The organism is Streptomyces sp. BE20 (assembly GCF_036322525.1).
GTDB lineage: Bacteria > Actinomycetota > Actinomycetes > Streptomycetales > Streptomycetaceae > Kitasatospora.
Map to the genome: position 1 here is coordinate 1 of NZ_JAQYWW010000341.1, position 17,362 is coordinate 17,362.

18 protein-coding genes and 1 pseudogene are annotated in these 17,362 nt (G+C 72.5%); all 19 read left to right on the forward strand.

The window, feature by feature from the left end; genetic code table 11:
* The first annotated feature begins 364 nt into the window (after window positions 1–364).
* The 19 genes and pseudogenes from dop (at window position 365) to PUR61_RS02110 (ending at window position 17,273) form a co-directional block, all read left to right on the forward strand.
* Window positions 365–1,876, forward strand: coding sequence for a depupylase/deamidase Dop (gene dop / locus PUR61_RS02020; RefSeq protein WP_329874957.1), 1,512 nt, complete (start codon window positions 365–367; stop codon window positions 1,874–1,876).
* A gap of 173 nt (window positions 1,877–2,049) precedes the next feature.
* Window positions 2,050–2,268, forward strand: a complete 219-nt coding sequence (locus PUR61_RS02025) for a ubiquitin-like protein Pup (protein WP_329874959.1) — start codon at window positions 2,050–2,052, stop codon at window positions 2,266–2,268.
* Window positions 2,269–2,412: 144 nt separating this feature from the next.
* A pseudogene (locus PUR61_RS02030) lies at window positions 2,413–2,490 on the forward strand (endonuclease VII domain-containing protein); the annotation flags it as partial.
* On the forward strand, window positions 2,487–3,281 hold the full coding sequence (prcB, locus tag PUR61_RS02035) for a proteasome subunit beta (protein ID WP_329875040.1): 795 nt from the start codon (window positions 2,487–2,489) through the stop codon (window positions 3,279–3,281). The pseudogene PUR61_RS02030 and the gene prcB, both read left to right, overlap by 4 nt.
* Before the next feature lie 35 nt (window positions 3,282–3,316).
* Window positions 3,317–4,084, forward strand: a complete 768-nt coding sequence (gene prcA, locus PUR61_RS02040) for a proteasome subunit alpha (RefSeq protein WP_329874961.1) — start codon at window positions 3,317–3,319, stop codon at window positions 4,082–4,084.
* Between the two features lie 123 nt (window positions 4,085–4,207).
* Window positions 4,208–5,569, forward strand: coding sequence for a Pup--protein ligase (gene pafA, locus PUR61_RS02045; protein ID WP_329874963.1), 1,362 nt, complete (start codon window positions 4,208–4,210; stop codon window positions 5,567–5,569).
* A 171-nt stretch (window positions 5,570–5,740) separates the two neighbouring features.
* Window positions 5,741–6,730 carry an FKBP-type peptidyl-prolyl cis-trans isomerase gene (locus PUR61_RS02050; protein ID WP_329874965.1) on the forward strand — a complete coding sequence of 330 codons (990 nt, stop codon included), beginning with the start codon at window positions 5,741–5,743 and terminating at the stop codon, window positions 6,728–6,730.
* Between the two features lie 219 nt (window positions 6,731–6,949).
* Window positions 6,950–8,263 (forward strand): FKBP-type peptidyl-prolyl cis-trans isomerase, encoded by a 1,314-nt coding sequence (locus PUR61_RS02055; RefSeq protein WP_329874967.1) that lies wholly within the window; start codon window positions 6,950–6,952, stop codon window positions 8,261–8,263.
* A 147-nt stretch (window positions 8,264–8,410) separates the two neighbouring features.
* Window positions 8,411–8,791: an FKBP-type peptidyl-prolyl cis-trans isomerase gene (locus PUR61_RS02060; RefSeq protein ID WP_329874968.1), complete on the forward strand. Its 381-nt coding sequence runs from the start codon at window positions 8,411–8,413 to the stop codon at window positions 8,789–8,791.
* Between the two features lie 169 nt (window positions 8,792–8,960).
* Complete coding sequence (locus PUR61_RS02065) at window positions 8,961–9,941, forward strand: helix-turn-helix transcriptional regulator (protein WP_329874970.1); 981 nt, start codon at window positions 8,961–8,963, stop codon at window positions 9,939–9,941.
* A complete protein-coding gene (locus PUR61_RS02070) occupies window positions 9,938–10,894 on the forward strand; it encodes a helix-turn-helix transcriptional regulator (protein WP_329874971.1) in 957 nt (318 codons plus the stop codon). The genes PUR61_RS02065 and PUR61_RS02070 overlap by 4 nt, the downstream gene beginning before the upstream one ends.
* 3 nt (window positions 10,895–10,897) lie before the next feature.
* Complete coding sequence (locus tag PUR61_RS02075; protein ID WP_329874972.1) at window positions 10,898–11,131, forward strand: hypothetical protein; 234 nt, start codon at window positions 10,898–10,900, stop codon at window positions 11,129–11,131.
* 63 nt (window positions 11,132–11,194) lie between these two features.
* Entirely contained in the window at window positions 11,195–11,374 is a 180-nt protein-coding gene (locus tag PUR61_RS02080; RefSeq protein ID WP_329874975.1) for a hypothetical protein, read from the forward strand.
* A gap of 341 nt (window positions 11,375–11,715) precedes the next feature.
* On the forward strand, window positions 11,716–12,027 hold the full coding sequence (tatA, locus tag PUR61_RS02085; RefSeq protein ID WP_329874977.1) for a Sec-independent protein translocase subunit TatA: 312 nt from the start codon (window positions 11,716–11,718) through the stop codon (window positions 12,025–12,027).
* A gap of 152 nt (window positions 12,028–12,179) precedes the next feature.
* Window positions 12,180–13,070 (forward strand): twin-arginine translocase subunit TatC, encoded by an 891-nt coding sequence (gene tatC / locus PUR61_RS02090; RefSeq protein WP_443034528.1) that lies wholly within the window; start codon window positions 12,180–12,182, stop codon window positions 13,068–13,070.
* Between the two features lie 137 nt (window positions 13,071–13,207).
* A complete protein-coding gene (locus PUR61_RS02095) occupies window positions 13,208–14,380 on the forward strand; it encodes an NAD(P)/FAD-dependent oxidoreductase (protein WP_329874981.1) in 1,173 nt (390 codons plus the stop codon).
* A gap of 98 nt (window positions 14,381–14,478) precedes the next feature.
* A complete protein-coding gene (locus tag PUR61_RS02100) occupies window positions 14,479–14,793 on the forward strand; it encodes a (2Fe-2S)-binding protein (protein WP_329874983.1) in 315 nt (104 codons plus the stop codon).
* Window positions 14,774–16,291 (forward strand): FAD/NAD(P)-dependent oxidoreductase, encoded by a 1,518-nt coding sequence (locus PUR61_RS02105; protein WP_443035107.1) that lies wholly within the window; start codon window positions 14,774–14,776, stop codon window positions 16,289–16,291. Before PUR61_RS02100 ends, PUR61_RS02105 begins: the two co-directional genes overlap by 20 nt.
* Window positions 16,292–16,409: 118 nt before the next feature.
* Window positions 16,410–17,273 carry a dihydrodipicolinate synthase family protein gene (locus tag PUR61_RS02110; protein ID WP_380358807.1) on the forward strand — a complete coding sequence of 288 codons (864 nt, stop codon included), beginning with the start codon at window positions 16,410–16,412 and terminating at the stop codon, window positions 17,271–17,273.
* Window positions 17,274–17,362: the final 89 nt, after the last annotated feature.

The following is a 17,362-nucleotide window of genomic DNA, read 5'->3' on the forward strand; positions in this document are numbered from 1 at the left end:
CACCAACCCGGACGACTGGGCCCGGATCTCCGGCAAGAAGGGCGAGCGGATCGTCTTCATCCGGACCCTGGTCACCGGGAAGCAGGGTGCCGAGTCCGGCCGCTCGATCGACACTGTCGCCAACACCGGGCAGTACCTGTAACCGATCCGGTCCGGACCGTCGGCGGTCCCGGAACCCGCGCCCCGTCCGGCTGTGGTGCCTCGTGGCCCCGCAGCCGGACGGCGCGTCTCGGGGCCCGCCGGTCGGTGCCGCGTTCTAGGCTCGACCCACCGTTCGCAGGCAGACGGCCGGCGCCGGTGTTGCACAGCGGTACGTCAGCGTGTTCCGCCCGTCGGGGGCGGTACACCGGGCAAGGAGGGCCGCATGACCGTACGGCGCGTGATGGGCATCGAGACCGAGTACGGGATCTCCGTGCCGGGGCACCCCAACGCCAACGCCATGCTCACCTCGTCCCAGATCGTCAACGCGTACGCGGCGGCGATGCACCGGGCACGGCGGGCCCGCTGGGACTTCGAGGAGGAGAATCCGCTGCGCGACGCCAGGGGCTTCGACCTCGCACGGGACGTCGCGGACGCCAGCCAGCTGACCGACGAGGACATCGGCCTCGCCAACATCATCCTCACCAACGGCGCGCGGTTCTACGTGGACCACGCGCACCCCGAGTTCAGCTCGCCCGAGGTGACCAACCCGCGCGACGCCGTGCTCTGGGACAAGGCCGGCGAGCGGATCATGGCAGCCGCCGCACAGCGCGCCCTGGAACTGCCCAACGGGCAGAACATCCACCTGTACAAGAACAACACCGACAACAAGGGCGCCTCCTACGGCACCCACGAGAACTACCTGATGAAGCGGGCGACGCCGTTCGCCGACATCGTCCGCCACCTCACCCCGTTCTTCGTCTCCCGCCAGGTGGTCACCGGCGCCGGCCGGGTGGGGATCGGGCAGGACGGCTCGGCCAACGGCTTCCAGATCAGTCAGCGGGCCGACTACTTCGAGGTCGAGGTCGGCCTGGAGACCACCCTCAAGCGCCCGATCATCAACACCCGCGACGAGCCGCACGCCGATGCCGAGAAGTACCGCCGGCTGCACGTGATCATCGGGGACGCCAACCTCTCCGAGATCTCCACCTACCTCAAGCTCGGCACCACCTCCCTGGTCCTGGCGATGATCGAGGACGCCTTCATCGCCTCCGACCTGGCCGTCGACCAGCCGGTCCGCACCCTGCACCGGGTCTCCCACGACCCCACGCTCAAACACCTGATCACGCTGCGCAGCGGGCGCCGGCTCACCGCCGTCCAGCTCCAGCTGGAGTACTTCGAGCTGGCCCGCAAGTACGTCGAGGACCGTTTCGGCACCGACGCCGACGAGCAGACCGTGGACGTGCTGGCGCGCTGGGAGGACGTGCTGGGGAGGCTGGAGCGCGATCCGATGTCGCTCTCCCGCCAGCTGGACTGGATCGCCAAGCGGGAGATCCTGGAGGGCTACCGCAGCCGGGACGCCCTGGAGTGGGACAGTCCGCGGCTCCAGCTGGTCGACCTCCAGTACAGCGACGTGCGCCCCGAGAAGGGCCTCTACAACCGTCTGGTGGCCCGCGGGCGGTTCGACCGGCTGGTCACCGAGGACGAGGTCGCGCGGGCCGTCACCAAGCCGCCGGAGGACACCCGGGCGTACTTCCGCGGGCGGTGCCTCGACCAGTACGCGGAGCACGTCGCGGCCGCCTCCTGGGACTCGGTGATCTTCGACCTGCCGGGGCGGGACTCGCTCCAGCGGGTTCCCACCCTGGAGCCGCTGCGCGGCACCCGGAACCACGTCAAGGAGCTGCTGGACCGCTGCCGCACCGCGGAGGACCTGCTCCGGGTGCTCTCCGGCGGGTAGTTTTCCGATCACCACGGGTGAACTCCCGGCGAATGGGAATCATCCGGGGTGGCAGCGGGTGTTGGACAGGATGCGCCCCGGCAAACCGGAAGCGGGTAGTCGCACCTTGTGTATAGGGTCGGTGCAGCAAGCAACGACCAAACCGTGCCAGACGATCGAGCGGGGTGAGGGAAATGGCGAGCAAGGACACCGACGGCGGCCAGCAGCGGGCGAACCGCTCCTCCGAGGAGGTCGAGGAGCAGGCCGCGGAAACGCAGAATTCCGACGAGCTCAAGGAACGCCAGGAAAAGCTGAGCGACGACGTCGACGCGGTTCTGGACGAAATCGACGAGGTCCTGGAGTCGAACGCCGAGGATTTCGTGCGGCAGTTCGTGCAAAAGGGCGGGCAGTAAGCCCGGCACCCCTGCGCGGGTATTCCGGAATTTCGCGGTTGCGACCGAGAACGGCGGGCGGGCGGCGTGAGCCGTCCGTCCGCCCCGGTCCGGCCCTCCACCGCACTGGACAGTGATCGTCCGGCGGGTAGGGTGCGGGCAGCGCGCGCTTCAAGCTACCTGGAAGGAATCGTGTGGAAGCCAACACTCGTGGCACCGGGCGTCTACCGGCTGCCTTCCTGACCCCGGGGTCCTCGTCGTTCCTCGACTTCCTCGCCGACCACCAGCCGGAGCTGATCCCGGGCCGGCGCGGCCTGCCCGAAGGCATCGTCCAGGCCCCGCACGGGACGACCATCGTCGCGGCGGTGTTCGACGGCGGCGTGGTCCTCGCGGGTGACCGCCGGGCCACCATGGGCAACGTGATCGCCCAGCGGGACATCGAGAAGGTCTTCCCGGCCGACGAGTACAGCGCGGTCGGCATCGCCGGCACCGCCGGCCTCGCGGTGGAGATGGTCCGGCTGTTCCAGCTGGAGCTGGAGCACTACGAGAAGATCGAGGGCACCGTGCTCTCGCTGGAGGGCAAGGCCAACCGGCTCACCACCATGATCCGGGGCAACCTGGGCATGGCGATGCAGGGTCTGGCCGTCGTCCCGCTCTTCGCCGGCTACGACCTCGACCTCGGCCGCGGCCGGATCTTCAACTACGACGTCACCGGCGGCCGCTCCGAGGAGCGCGGCTTCGCCGCCACCGGTTCCGGCTCGGTCTTCGCCCGCGGTTCGCTGAAGAAGCTCTACCGCGACGACCTGACGGCCGAGCAGGCCTCCACCGCGGTCGTCCAGGCCCTGTACGACGCGGCCGACGACGACTCCGCCACCGGCGGCCCGGACCTCGCCCGCAGGATCTTCCCGATCGTGTCGCTGATCACCGAGGACGGCTTCCGCCGGCTCACCGACGCCGAGGTCTCCGACATCGTCGTCTCCATCACCGACCACCGCCTGGGCCGCCCCAACGGCCCGCAGGCCCCGCTGCTCTAGCCGCGCCACACCTACCAAGGAAGGGACGACCGCCGGTGTCGACACCGTTCTACGTCTCGCCCCAGCAGGCCATGGCGGACCGCGCCGAGTACGCCCGCAAGGGCATCGCGCGCGGTCGCAGCGTGGTCGTGCTCACCTACGCCGACGGCATCGTCTTCGTCGCCGAGAACACCTCCCGGGCGCTCCACAAGGTCTCCGAGATCTACGACAAGATCGCCTTCGCCGCGGTCGGCCGCTACAACGAGTTCGAGAACCTGCGCATCGGCGGCGTCCGCTACGCCGACCTGCGCGGCTACTCCTACGACCGGGCCGACGTCACCGCGCGGGGTCTGGCCAACGTCTACGCCCAGACGCTCGGCACCATCTTCTCCTCGGTCGGTGAGAAGCCCTACGAGGTGGAGCTCATCGTGGCCGAGGTCGGCCGCACCACCGACGAGGACCAGATCTACCGGCTCACCCCGGACGGCTCGGTCGTCGACGAGCAGAACTACGTGGTGGTCGGCGGCAACGCCGACTCCATCGGCAACTACCTGGGCCAGCGCCACCGCACCGGGCTCTCGCTCACCGACGCGGTGAAGGTGGCCGTGGACTCGCTCGCCCGCGACCCCAACGGCGGCAGCCCGCGCACCCTCACCCCCGAGCAGCTGGAGGTGGCGGTGCTGGACCGCCAGCGCTTCCAGCAGCGCAAGTTCAAGCGGATCCTGGGCGGCCAGCTCGCCCGGCTCCTCGACGGCGACGAGTCCGCCGAGACCGACGACGAGGAGAAGCCGGCGGCCACCCCGCCGGCCGCCTCCGACCAGTAGTGCCTGCGGGGTCCCCGCGGCGGCCGGCGAACGACCGGCGCAGGGACCCCGGTGCCCCTGCGGCGGCCCGGACGGCGCCGCGGAGGCGGTTTCGGACAGCTCCCATCAGAGAATGGATGGCCCATGGACCGCCGAATTTTCGGGCTGGAGAACGAGTACGGCGTCACCTGTACGTTCCGCGGGCAGCGCAGGCTGTCCCCGGACGAGGTGGCCCGGTACCTCTTCCGCCGCGTAGTCTCCTGGGGCCGCAGCAGCAACGTGTTCCTGCGCAACGGTGCCCGCCTCTACCTCGACGTCGGATCCCACCCCGAGTACGCCACCCCCGAGTGCGACGACGTCGTCGAGCTGGTGACGCACGACAAGGCGGGCGAGCGCATCCTCGAAGGACTCCTGGTCGACGCCGAGCGGCGGCTGCACGAGGAGGGCATCGCGGGGGACGTCTACCTCTTCAAGAACAACACCGACTCGGCGGGCAACTCCTACGGCTGCCACGAGAACTACCTGGTGGCCCGGCACGGCGAGTTCTCCCGGCTGGCCGACGTGCTGATCCCGTTCCTGGTGACCCGGCAGCTGATCTGCGGCGCCGGCAAGGTGCTGCAGACCCCGCGCGGTGCGGTCTACTGCGTCAGCCAGCGGGCCGAGCACATCTGGGAGGGCGTCAGCTCGGCGACCACCCGCTCCCGTCCGATCATCAACACCCGCGACGAGCCGCACGCCGACGCCGAGCGGTACCGGCGCCTGCACGTCATCGTGGGCGACTCCAACATGTCCGAGACCACCACCCTGCTCAAGGTCGGCTCCACCGACCTGGTGCTCCGGCTGATCGAGGCCGGCGTGGTGATGCGCGACCTCACCCTGGAGAACCCGATCCGGGCGATCCGCGAGGTCAGCCACGACCTCACCGGGACCCACCAGGTCCGGCTGGCCAACGGCCGGGAGGCCAGCGCGCTGGACATCCAGGAGGAGTACTACACGAAGGCGCTGGAGTTCGCCGACCGCAAGGGCATCAACACCGGCACCATCGCGCGCGTCCTGGAGCTGTGGGGCCGCACCCTGGAGGCCGTGAAGACCGAGCGGCTGGACGACGTGGCCACCGAGATCGACTGGATCATGAAGTACAAGCTCATCGAGCGCTACCGCGAGAAGCACCAGATGAGCATGAGCAACCCGCGGGTCGCCCAGATCGACCTCGCGTACCACGACATCCACCGCCGGCGGGGCCTGTTCTACCTGCTCCAGGCCAAGAACCAGGCGCTCCGGGTGACCACCGACCTCAAGACCTTCGAGGCCAAGTCGATCCCGCCGCAGACCACCCGGGCCCGGCTGCGCGGTGACTTCATCCGCCGGGCGCAGGAGCAGCGCCGCGACTTCACCGTCGACTGGGTGCACCTGAAGCTGAACGACCAGGCGCAGCGGACGGTGCTGTGCAAGGACCCGTTCCGGTCGGTCGACGAGCGGGTGGAGAAGCTCATCGCGGGGATGTGAGCGCACGGGGTGGTGAGCTGAACGGGGGCGCCGCCGGGGTGCGGCGTCCCCCCGGCGGTGTGATCTTTGCGGAGCCCGGGCCCGGTGGTGTCTACCGGGGCCGGGCACCGTCGGGGAATACGCTGTCCGTCGAGTCCGGAGAGCCGACTTTGACCGACAGTTAGGAACACCGTGCGCCGCACCGCCGGGTTGCTTCTCACCCTGCCCCTGTTGCTGGCGGTGGCCTGCAGCAGCTCCACCCGACCCGCCAGCCCGGCCACGCCCACGGCGTCGCCCAGTGTCGCCCCCACCGTGCCGACCCCGGTGAACGAGGCTTCGCCGATGCCGACGCTGTCCGGCGGCGGGTTCGGGAGCAAGGCCACCATCACCCTCCCCGAGGGCCAGCCGAGCGGCCAGTTCGTGGTGAACACCGTCAGCGAGGGCGACCGGTCGACGGTCAACAAGGGCGACTGGGTCACGGTCAACTACACCGCGAAGGACTGGTCGTCCGGCAAGGACCTGCCCAGCTCGTACGACGCGGGCGGCAAGCCGCAGCTCTACCAGGCCGGCAGCGGGCAGCTGGTGCCCGCCTTCGACCAGAGCGTGATCGGCAAGAAGGTCGGCAGCCGGCTGCTCGTGGTGGCCCCGCCGGCCGCCGCCTTCGGCACCCAGGGCAGCACCCAGCTCGGGGTGGGACCGGGGGACACCGTGGTCTTCGTACTGGACATCATGGAGAGCCTGCCGCCGGACGCCACGCTCTCCGGCACCATGACGCCGCCGCCGGCGACCATGCCGCAGGTCAAGGACAACGGCAAGGCCGCGGTGACGATCACTGTGCCGCCGGGGCAGGCCCCGCCGACCGAGCTCCAGCAGGCGGTGCTGATCAAGGGCGAGGGCAAGCAGGTGAAGGAGGGACAGACCCTGGTGGTGCAGTACACCGGGGTGCTGTGGAGCAACGGCCAGCAGTTCGACTCCTCCTGGAGCCACGGGGGTGCGCAGGCGCTGCAGATCGGCACCGGCAGTGTGATCGAGGGCTGGGACAAGGGTCTGGTGGGCCAGACCGTCGGCAGCCGGGTCGAACTGGTGGTGCCGCCGGCCCTGGGCTACAAGGACCAGGCGCAGGGCGCGGTGCCGCCGAACTCGACGCTGGTCTTCGTGATCGACATCCTGGAGGCCGTGTAGCCTCCGCCGCGGCCTGGGAAAGGCCGCGGCGATTCCGTACGCTTGGGCGGGCGCTCGTACAGGGAAGCGCCCGCCCTCATCCTGACCTGTCATACTGCCCTCGCACTGTGGTAGGCGCCGCCGGCGTCCGGGGTCCGGGCGCGCAGTGCGACAGCACTCCGGCGCCCACCACGCCGGCCGTAGACCTCGAAGACCTCGTGGCGAGATGGATGGGGAGTCATGTCTGAGAAAGCGTCGAGCCCGGGCGGAGCCGGCACCGCGAACGGAAACTCCGCCGGTGACCCGGCAGACTCGCGGCCCGGCGGCCCGCTTCCGGGCGACGGCGAGTCGATCGTCGTACCGCCGTCGATCCTGAAGCAGCAGGCCGGCTGGGCCCAGCCCGGCGATGCCCCGCGGCCGACGGGCGCGACGAAGACCGACGAGACCCCGCAGATCTTCGCGTCGACCGTGCGCCGCCAGGACACCTCCGAGGCCGGGTACGACGAGAACCCGGGGAACGTCGGCAAGCTGGGTGTGATCCTCGGCACCGTGCTGTCCGTGCTGCTGATCGGCAGCGCCGTGACGCTGTACCTGGTGAACAAGGACGACGACTCGTCGGACAGCGCCGCCGCCAAGCCGGACGCCGCCAAGAGTGCCCCGGCCACGCCGACCGCCGACCCGGTCCCGCCGATCAAGGACACCGCGAAGGTGCTGCCGACGGTCACCGGCGATTTCGGCAAGAAGGCCACCATCGAGGTGCCCGCCGACCAGTCGGACGGCAACTTCGTGGTCAAGGTCCTCACCGAGGGCACCGGCCCCAAGGTCGAGAAGAACTCCTGGACCTCGGTCGACTACACCGGCAAGGACTGGAACACCGGCAAGGACATCCCCTCCTCGTACGACGAGAAGGGGAAGCCGCAGATCTTCCAGGCCGGCACCGACGCGCTGATCCCGGCGCTCGACCAGGCCGTGGTCGGCAAGAAGGCCGGCAGCCGGCTGCTGGTGGTGGCCCCGCCGGCCGCCGCCTTCGGGGCGCAGGGCAACCCGAGCATGTCGATCGGGGCGAAGGACAACCTGATCTTCGTCATCGACATCCGCAACAGCAACGCCCCGGACGCCGTGGTCAGCGGCACCGTGACCCCGCCGCCCGCGGACTTCCCGCAGGTCAAGGACAACGGCAAGAAGCCGGCCGACATCACGCCGGTGGCCGGCGCGGCCGACCCGACCGAGCTGAAGTCCCACGTCCTGATCAAGGGCGAGGGCCGCAAGGTCGAGAAGGGCGAGAAGATCCTCGTCCAGTACACCGGCGCGCTGTTCAAGGACGGCAAGGTCTTCGACTCCTCGCTCAGCAAGGGCCAGGCGTTCTCCTTCCCGCTCGGCGGCGGCCAGGTCATCGCCGGTTGGGACCAGGGCCTGGAGGGCCAGACCATCGGCAGCCGCGTCGAGCTGGTCATCCCGGCGTCGCTCGGCTACAAGGACCAGGCCCAGGGCGACATCCCGGCCAACTCCACGCTGGTCTTCGTCGTCGACATTCTCGACGCCGGTCAGGGCTGATCCACTTTCGGGTGACAATGGTGTGCGTGTGACCTTCGGGCCGGGCCGCGTGGCCCGTGCCCGGACGGGCGGCGGGCGCCCGTACCGTGGTCCGGGAACGGACCGGGGGTGCGGGCGCCCGCCGCTTGGTCATGGACCGAACCAACCGTGAGAAGAGGCACAGTGAGCAAGCCTGAGATCGACTTCCCGGTCGGCGACCCGCCGGCCGAGCTCAAGATCCGCGACATCGTCGTCGGCACCGGCGAGGAGGCCAAGCCCGGCCAGGTCGTCGAGGTCCACTACGTCGGCGTGACCTTCGCGACCGGCGAGGAGTTCGACGCCAGCTGGAACCGCGGCTCGACGTTCAAGTTCCCGCTCGGTGGCGGCCGCGTCATCAAGGGCTGGGACCAGGGCGTCGCCGGCATGAAGGTCGGCGGCCGTCGCGAGCTGGTCATCCCGCCGCACCTGGGCTACGGCAACCAGTCGCCGACCCCGGCCATTCCGGCGGGCTCGACCCTGATCTTCGTGGTCGACCTGATCGGCGTCTGAAACCGGTCGTGACGCAGGGCCGCACCCCGGGAACGGGGTGCGGCCCCACGCGTTTCCGGACTCGGCTTTTGCACTGCGTACCGCTACCGGTACGGTCGGTCCCGCCGGGTCCCACGACGGCCCGGCGGGCACACCCCGCGCGCGGCGCGGCACACCGGAAGGGTCAGCGATGGCGATCGCCAAGGCAGAGCGGCTGATGAATCTCGCCCTGTGCCTGATGAACACCAGACGTCCGCTCTCCAAGAAGGAGCTGCGGGAATCCATCGAGGCGTATCGCGAGGCCTGGCAGAACAGCAGCGAGGAAGCCTTCAACCGGATGTTCGAGCGGGACAAGGACGACCTGCGCGAGCTCGGACTGGTCATCGACGTCGACGAGAACGCCCTCGACGGCGAGCTCGGCTACCTCGCCCGCGCCGACCGCAACCGGCTGCCGGAGATCGCCCTCGACGCCGAGGAGGCCGCCGCGCTCACCCTCGCGGCACGCGTCTGGCAGCAGGCCAAGATGTCCGGTGCCGCCAGCGGCGCGCTGCAGAAGCTCCGCGCGGCCGGCGTCCCGTTCACCGAGACCGAGGGCCGGCCGGCCCTGGAGCCGCGGATCCCGGCCCGGGAGGCCGCGTTCGAGCCGCTGCTCACCGCCGCCCGCGACCGCCGCCCGGTCACCTTCGAGTACCGCAAGGCCGGGGCCGCCGCCGCCGAGCAGCGCAGCGTCGAGCCCTGGGCCCTGGAGTGCTGGCGCGGCCACTGGTACCTGGCGGGCTGGGACCGCGACCGCGAGGACGCCCGGGTCTTCCGGCTCAGCCGGATCACCGGCAAGATCCGCGCCCGCTCCGGCGCCTTCCTGGGCACCGTGCCCGAGCACGTGGACGTCCGGGCCACCGTCGCCAAGTTCGCCGGCGAAGGGGCCACCGCCACGGCCGTGGTGAGGATCCGCCGCGGCGCCGGGTTCCCGCTGCGCACCAAGGCGCTCTCCACCCGGCGGACCGACGAGGGCTGGGACGAGCTGGAGATCCCGTACGGCAACGGGCTCGGCGCCGACCTGGCGGAGTTCGGGCCGGACGTCCTGGTGGTCGGGCCGGAGGAGCTGCGGGCCGACGTGATCGACCGGCTGCGCGCGGTGGCCGGCACTGTGGTGGAGGGTGTGCGGGCATGAGCAACGCGATCGACCAGACCCGGCGGATGCTCTCGCTGGTCACCTACCTGCGCGAGCGCCCCGGCGCGGAGGTGGCCGAGGTCGCCCGTGCGTTCGGCATCACCGAGCGCGAGCTGATCGGCGACCTCAACGTGCTCCCGATGTGCGGCACCAGCTTCCGCGGCGGCGACCTGCTCGACATCGACACCGACGGCGAGCGGATCTGGTGGCACAACGTCGACGACGTCGCGCAGCCGCTGCGGCTGGCCGCCGACGAGGCGACCGCCCTGCTGGTCGCCGCCCGCGCGGTGGCCGGGCTGCCCGGCCTGCGGGCCGGTGACCGGGAGGCGCTCACCCGGGCCGTCGCCAAGATCGAGAACGCGGCCGGGGAGAACGCCGAGGGCAGCGCCCGGGTCGGCGTCACCTTCGAGGCCGAGAGCCACGTCTTCGCCGACATCGACCGCGCGCTCAGCGAGGGCCGACGGCTCTGGCTGCGCTACTACTCGCACGGGCGCGGTGGCATGACCGAGCGCGAGGTCGACCCGATCCGGCTGCTCACCGAGGGCCACACCTACCTGGAGGCCTGGTGCCGGACCTCCGAGGACCACCGGATGTTCCGGCTCGACCGGGTCGCCGAGATCCGGGTGCTGGACGTCCCCGCCGATCCGCCCAAGCGGGAGCCGCGCGACCTTTCCGGGGGGTTGGTCAACCCCTCGGCCGACGACCCCGAGGTGGTGGTCGAGGTGTCCTCCGGCGGTCGCTGGGTCGCCGAGTACTACACCCACGACCGGGCCGAGGAGCTGCCGGACGGCGGGCTGCGGATCACCCTGCGCAGCGCCGACCCCTCGCAGCTGCGCCCGCTGGCGCTGCGGCTGGGCCGGGACGGGCGGATCGTCTCCCCGCCGGCGCTCGCCGGGCAGGCGCGGGCGGCGGCGCTGGAGGCGCTGGCCCACTACGGGGAGGGGCTGGTCTGAGCCGTGGAGCCCGCCGGTACCAGATTCAAGGTCTACTGCTCGGAGTGCCGGGAGAAGGTGGAACTGCCCGCCGAGCAGTTTCGCCTCACGTTCGGCCGGACTCCGGCCCAGGCGCACTACAGCTTCGGCTGCCCGCTCTGCGGGGCGGCCGTGCGCAAGCCCGCGGGGGAGAAGATCGTCGCGGCGCTGACCGTGGCCGGGGTGCGCACCATGCGGCTGATGCCGGCCGAGGGCTGAGCGGGCGGCGGGGCGGGGCCGAGCGGGGGAGGCGCGGCCCGCGGCGGCGGATAGGGTGGGGCCATGTCCTGGATGCTCGTCGCCGCCGTCCTCGTCGCCACCGCCGGCCTGCTGGTGCTCGGCGTCCTCGCGGTCCGGCTCTGGCTGGACGTGCGGGCGCTGGCCGAGGGAGTGGACACCGCCTCCCGGGCACTCGCCGAGGCGGCCGGCGACCTCGCGGCCTCGGCACCCGGACGTTCCTGACCCCGAGCCGTCGCGGGTCGGCCCCGGAGCCCGCGCGGCGGCCGTGTCGCCTCCCGTCCGCGCCGTCCGTCCGGTCCGTCCGTCCGCTCCACGCCGTCCGTCCGCTCCCGCCCGCGGTCGTCCGACCTCTTCCGGACCGGGCCGACCTGCCGGGATCGGCGGTCGGGGGTGCCGGGGGGCTGCTGTACGGGGGTACCGGCGCGTTACGCTCTCAGCAGGCTCCTGAGTGCGAGGGGGCCGCTGTCCTGTTCGGGCGGCCGTCGTCACGGTGTCATCCGCAGCGGTTACCATCCCCGCAGCGGGCGGCCCGCCGGTGCCGCCGAGACTGAAGGTGGTCGAGCATGCGGATCTCGCCGATCGCGATTCTGGTGGTCGTGGTCCTTGCCATTCTCCTCTTCGGGGCCAAGCGCCTGCCCGACCTGGCGCGTTCGCTCGGCAAGTCGATGCGGATCCTGAAGAGCGAGACCCAGGCGATGCGTTCGGAGGGGGCGGCGGACGCCTCGGCCCCGCCCGCGCCGGCGGTGGCCGACGACGTCGCCGCGAAGACCATCCAGTCCGCGCCGGGGGCGTCCGCGACCTCCCGGCCGGTGAGCGAGCAGCCCTCGGGACGGTCCGCCGGTGCTGCCGCGTCCGACGGCGGCCGGGCGCACTGAACACGTCCCGCCGTGAAGACGCGCACGCGAGGCACGCGACGCACGCGACCACTGGAGGCCCGCCGACCGGCGGGCCTCGACGCACGAGTTGAGGACCGGGGTTGAGCAAGCTCACCAAGGCGCAGAAGGCGCCCAAGGATCCCGAGGGGCGGATGGCCCTCGCCGACCACCTGCGGGAACTGCGGAACCGCGTGGTCAAGTCGGTCCTGGCGATCGTGGTGTTCACGATCGTCGCGCTGATCTACCACAAGCAGATCGAGTCGTTCCTGCTCAAGCCCCTGCCGCAGTGCACCCCCGAGGTCATCCTCGAATCCGAGGGCCGTTGCGCACAGGTCTCCACCATCGGCCTGACCGCGGGCTTCAACTGGATGCTGAAGGTCGCCCTGACGGCGGGTGTGGTCGCCACCGTGCCGGTCTGGCTGTACCAGCTCTGGGCGTTCGTGGCGCCCGGCCTGCACAAGCACGAGCGCAAGTACACGGTCATCTTCATGGTGTGCGGTGCGCCGCTGTTCCTGGCGGGTGTCGGGCTGGCGATCCTGCTGCTGCCGATGACCGTCGAGGTGCTGATCTCGTTCACCCCGAACGACACCACGCCGATCCTGCCGCCCGCGGACTACTTCGACATCGCGACCAGGCTGGTGCTGGTCTTCGGCCTGGCCTTCGAGTTCCCGCTGCTGCTGGTGATGCTCAACCTGGTGGGCGTCGTCACCGGCAAGCGGCTGCTCGGCTGGTGGCGCGGCATGGTGATGGGCATCACCGTCTTCGCGGCCTTCGCCACCCCGAGTGCGGACCCGCTGAGCATGCTGGCGCTGGCCGCGCCGATCTGGGCGCTGTATTTCGTCGCGGTGGGTATCGCGATGATCAACGACCGTCGCCGGGCCCGCCGCAACCCGGACCTGGAGCTGAGCGACGAGGAGGCGTCCCACGTCGACCTCACGGTGGCGCCGGTCTCCGGGGCCGAGGCGATCGAGGCCTCCGGCACGCCGACCGCCTCCGCGTCGGTGCCCGCGGCCCGGCACGAGCAGATGGACGACATCACCTGATCCGACCGGGCCGAGCGTCCCGTAAGCCCCGACCTGCCGCATCGCGGCGGGTCGGGGCTTTTTCGCGGGCGGTCCGCTCCCGGCGCGGTGGGGCGGGCGGTCTTGGCACGATGCATGGCATGTGACATATTACTGCCGTGTCCCACTCCCAGAGACTCCTCCCCGACGTCGTGGTGGTCGGCGCCGGTGTCGTCGGCGCCGCCTGCGCGTACTACGCCGCGTCCGCCGGCCTCGCGGTCGCCGTCGTCGACCGCGGCCCGGTCGCGGGCGGAACCACCGGCGCCGGCGAGGGCAACCTGCTGGTCTCCGACAAGGAGCCCGGTCCCGAGCTCGACCTCGCCCTGTACTCCACCCGGCTCTGGCGCGAGATCGCCGAGGAGCTCGGCACCGCCGTCGAGTACGAGCCGAAGGGCGGGCTCGTGGTCGCCTCCACGCCGGCCCGGCAGGACGCGCTGCGCGCCTTCGCCGCCGAGCAGACCGCGGTGGGCGTCACCTCCGAGGAGATCCCCGGCGAGCGGCTGCGGGAGCTGGAACCGCACCTCGCGCCCGGACTGGCCGGCGGGTTCCTGTACCCGCAGGACGCCCAGGTCCAGCCCGCGCTGGCCGCCGCCCACCTGCTGCGGGCCGCCCGGGCGGCCGGCGCCCGGCTGTATACCGGCGAGACCGTCCGGGCGGTGCGCCTGGCGGCCGACGGCACCGTGCGCGGCGTCGAGACCGACCGGCGGCGGCTGGACGCGCCCGCGGTGGTCAACGCCGCCGGCACCTGGGGCGGCGAGCTCGCCTCGCTGGCCGGCGTCCACCTCCCGGTGCTGCCCCGGCGCGGCTTCGTGCTGGTGACCGAGCCGCTGCCGCGGATCGTCCGGCGCAAGGTGTACGCCGCCGACTACGTCGCCGACGTGGCCAGCGGATCGGCCGCGCTGCAGACCTCGGCCGTGGTCGAGGGCACCCCGGGCGGGCCGGTACTGATCGGCGCCAGCCGGGAGCGGGTCGGCTTCGACCGGACGCTCTCCGTGGAGGTGCTCCACCGGCTGGCCGTGCAGGCGGCGGCGCTCTTCCCGGTGCTGGCCGGGGTGAGCGTGATGCGCGCCTACCGGGGGTTCCGGCCGTACCTGCCGGACCACCTGCCCGCGATCGGCGCCGATCCGCGGGTACCCGGGCTCTACCACGCCTGCGGCCACGAGGGCGCGGGCATCGGGCTGGCCCCGGCCACCGGGCTGCTGATCGCGCAGCAGCTCATCGGCAAGGGACCCGAACTGGACCTCACGCCGTTCCGCGCCGACCGCTTCCCGGTCGCCGACGGCCCCTCGTGACCTGCGCGGAGCGCTGACCGCAATCCGCACGGTGCCCGCACGCACCGGGACGACGGCGCTCGCGCGCCCCAGGATGAGCTGAACGGAGAACCCCACCCATGCGCCGTACCCCCGCCGACCTGGTCCGGGCCGAACCCGGGCCCGCGCACACCATCGAGTTCGACGGCCGGTCCGTGCCCGCACTGCCCGGGCAGACGATCGCCGCCGCGCTCTGGGCCGACGGCGTGCTCGCCTGGCGCACCACCCGGGTCGGCGGGAAGCCGCGCGGGGCGTTCTGCGGGATCGGCGTCTGCTACGACTGCCTGGCCACCGTCGACGGGCAGCCCAACCGGCGCACCTGCCTGCTGCCGGCCGAGCCCGGCACCACCGTCACCACCCAGGAGGGCCACGGCCGTGCCGACCTCGCCGTCTGAGTCCGCCGGAGCCGCGGGATCCCCCGCGGGCACCGGACCCGCCGAAGCCGCGCGGGCGCCGTACGACCTCGCGGTGATCGGGGCCGGGCCGGCCGGCCTGGCCGCCGCCGTGACCGCCGCTGACCTCGGGCTGCGCTGCGCCCTGCTCGACGCGGGAGAGCGCACCGGTGGCCAGTACTACCGCCACCCCGCGCCCGGCCTCGGCGCCGCCCGGCCGGACCGGCTGCACCACGGCTGGTCCGTCTACACCGGCCTCGCCGACCGGCTCGACGCCCACCGGGCGGCCGGGCGGGTCGAGCTGCTGGCCGGCCACCAGGTCTGGGCGCTGGAGCGGGCGGGGGACCGGGACTGGCGGCTGCACGCCACCACCGGACCCGCCGCCGACGACCGGGCCACCGTCCGGTCCGCGGCCGTGCTGCTCGCGACCGGCGCCTACGAGCGGCAGCTCCCCTTCCCTGGCTGGACGCTGCCCGGAGTGGTCACCGCCGGTGGTGCGCAGGCCATGCTCAAGGCCGGTCTGGTCCTGCCCGGCCGGCGGATCGTGGTGGCCGGCAGCGGTCCGCTGCTGCTCGCCGCGGCGTCCTCGCTCGTCACCGCCGGGGCCGAGGTGCCCGCGGTGGTCGAGGCCGCGAACTACCTCGGCTACGCCCGGCGCCCCGGTGTGCTGGCCGCCGTCCCGGCCAAGCTGGTCGAGGGCGCCGGGCACGGCTCCGCTCTGCTGCGGCACGGCGTTCGGCTGCGCCGCAGCAGCGCGGTGGTCGAGGCGCACGGCACCGACCGGGTCACCGCCGTCACGGTGGCCCGGCTGGATGCCGAGTGGCGGCCGGTGCCCGGCACGGAGCGGCGGATCGCGTGCGACGCGCTCGCCGTCGGCCACGGGCTGTTGCCGCAGATCGAGCTGGCCACCGAACTGGGGGCGGCGACCCGGACCACCCCCGACGGGACCGCCGCGCTCACGGTCGACGCCCGGCTGCGGACCACCGTGCCCGGCCTCTGGGCGGCCGGCGAGGCCTGCGGCGTCGGCGGCGCCGATCTCGCGATCGCGGAGGGCGAGCTGGCCGCGCACGCGGTGGCGGACCGTCCGGTGCGCACCGCGCTGCTGCGGCGGCGGACCCGGCTGCGGGCCTTCGCCGAGCTGATGGCCGCCTCCCACCGGCCCGGCCCGGGCTGGACCGGCTGGCTGCGGCCGGACACCGACGTCTGCCGCTGCGAGGAGGTGCCGGCCGGTGTCATCCGGGAGGCGGTGGAGGAGCTGGGCGCGGGAGACGCCCGCACCGTGAAGCTGCTGACCAGGGCCGGGATGGGCTGGTGCCAGGGCCGGATGTGCGGTCCGGCGGTGGCCTGCCTCGCCGGTGCCGGTGGTGGCGTCGGTGCCGGTGCCGGTATCGGCGAGGAGGAGGTGCGGCCGGACAGCCGCCCGTTCTCCTGCCCGGTCCCGCTCGGGCAGCTCGCGGCCGAACTGCACGGGGACGGGCCGCAGGGCTCGGACCTGGACTGAACTCGCCGGTCGGGGACTCTTGTCTCCACCGCGCGATCTCTAATAAAATGTCACACCTCACCAAGGAGAAGCTGTGTCCCACACCCCGCACGACACCACCCGGCCCTGGCGCGGCATCATGGTCGCCACCACGATCCCGCTGCGCGAGGACCTCTCCGTCGACTACGACGCCTACGCCGACCACGTCCGCTGGCTGATCGAGTCGGGCTGCGACGGCGTCGTCCCCAACGGCTCGCTCGGCGAGTACCAGACCCTGACCGCCGAGGAGCGCGCCCGGGTCGTCGAGGTCGCCGTCGAGGCCGCCGGTGACGGCTCCCGCGTCATGCCCGGTGTGGCCGCCTACGGCAGCGCCGAGTCCCGCCGCTGGGCCGAGCAGGCCGCCGAGGCCGGCGCCGGCTCCGTCCTCCTGCTGCCGCCCAACGCCTACCGGGCCGACCACGACGCCGTCCGGGCGCACTACGCCGAGGTGGCCAAGGCCGGCGTCCCGATCGTGGCGTACAACAACCCGATCGACACCAAGGTCGACCTCGTCCCCGCGCTGCTCGCGCAGCTGCACGGCGAGGGCTCGATCGTCGCGGTCAAGGAGTTCAGCGGCGACGTCCGCCGGGCCTACGAGATCGCCGAGCTGGCCCCGGGTCTCGACCTCCTGATCGGCGCCGACGACGTGCTGCTGGAGCTGGCCCTCGCGGGTGCGGTCGGCTGGATCGCCGGCTACCCGAACGCGCTGCCCGCGGCGAGCGTCGCGCTCTACCGGGCCGCCGTCGCACGTGACCTGGACACCGCGCTGCCGCTCTACACCTCGCTCCACTCGCTGCTGCGCTGGGACTCCAAGACCGAGTTCGTCCAGGCCATCAAGCTCTCCATGGACATCGCCGGCCGCCCCGGCGGTCCGGTCCGCGCCCCCCGCGGGCCGCTGACCCCGGAGGTCGAGGCGGCCGTCCGTGCGGCCACCGAGAAGGCCCTGGCCGAGGGCCACGCGTAACCGCCGCTCCGTACGTCCGGTGTCCGGGACGGCCGGCTGCGGGGGCAGCCGGCCTCCGGCCCCACCATTCACCCCCACCCCCCCGGAGC

Bases quoted from the DNA above. Each gene is read 5' to 3' on its own strand.
- PUR61_RS02065 (WP_329874970.1), top strand. From the start codon at position 8,961: ATGGCGATCGCCAAGGCAGAGCGGCTGATGAATCTCGCCCTGTGCCTG.
- PUR61_RS02110 (WP_380358807.1), top strand. From the start codon at position 16,410: ATGGTCGCCACCACGATCCCGCTGCGCGAGGACCTCTCCGTCGACTAC.
- PUR61_RS02070 (WP_329874971.1), top strand. From the start codon at position 9,938: ATGAGCAACGCGATCGACCAGACCCGGCGGATGCTCTCGCTGGTCACC.
- tatA (WP_329874977.1), top strand. From the start codon at position 11,716: ATGCGGATCTCGCCGATCGCGATTCTGGTGGTCGTGGTCCTTGCCATT.
- dop (WP_329874957.1), top strand. From the start codon at position 365: ATGACCGTACGGCGCGTGATGGGCATCGAGACCGAGTACGGGATCTCC.
- PUR61_RS02100 (WP_329874983.1), top strand. From the start codon at position 14,479: ATGCGCCGTACCCCCGCCGACCTGGTCCGGGCCGAACCCGGGCCCGCG.
- PUR61_RS02080 (WP_329874975.1), top strand. From the start codon at position 11,195: ATGTCCTGGATGCTCGTCGCCGCCGTCCTCGTCGCCACCGCCGGCCTG.
- tatC (WP_443034528.1), top strand. From the start codon at position 12,180: ATGGCCCTCGCCGACCACCTGCGGGAACTGCGGAACCGCGTGGTCAAG.
- PUR61_RS02055 (WP_329874967.1), top strand. From the start codon at position 6,950: ATGTCTGAGAAAGCGTCGAGCCCGGGCGGAGCCGGCACCGCGAACGGA.
- PUR61_RS02025 (WP_329874959.1), top strand. From the start codon at position 2,050: ATGGCGAGCAAGGACACCGACGGCGGCCAGCAGCGGGCGAACCGCTCC.
- pafA (WP_329874963.1), top strand. From the start codon at position 4,208: ATGGACCGCCGAATTTTCGGGCTGGAGAACGAGTACGGCGTCACCTGT.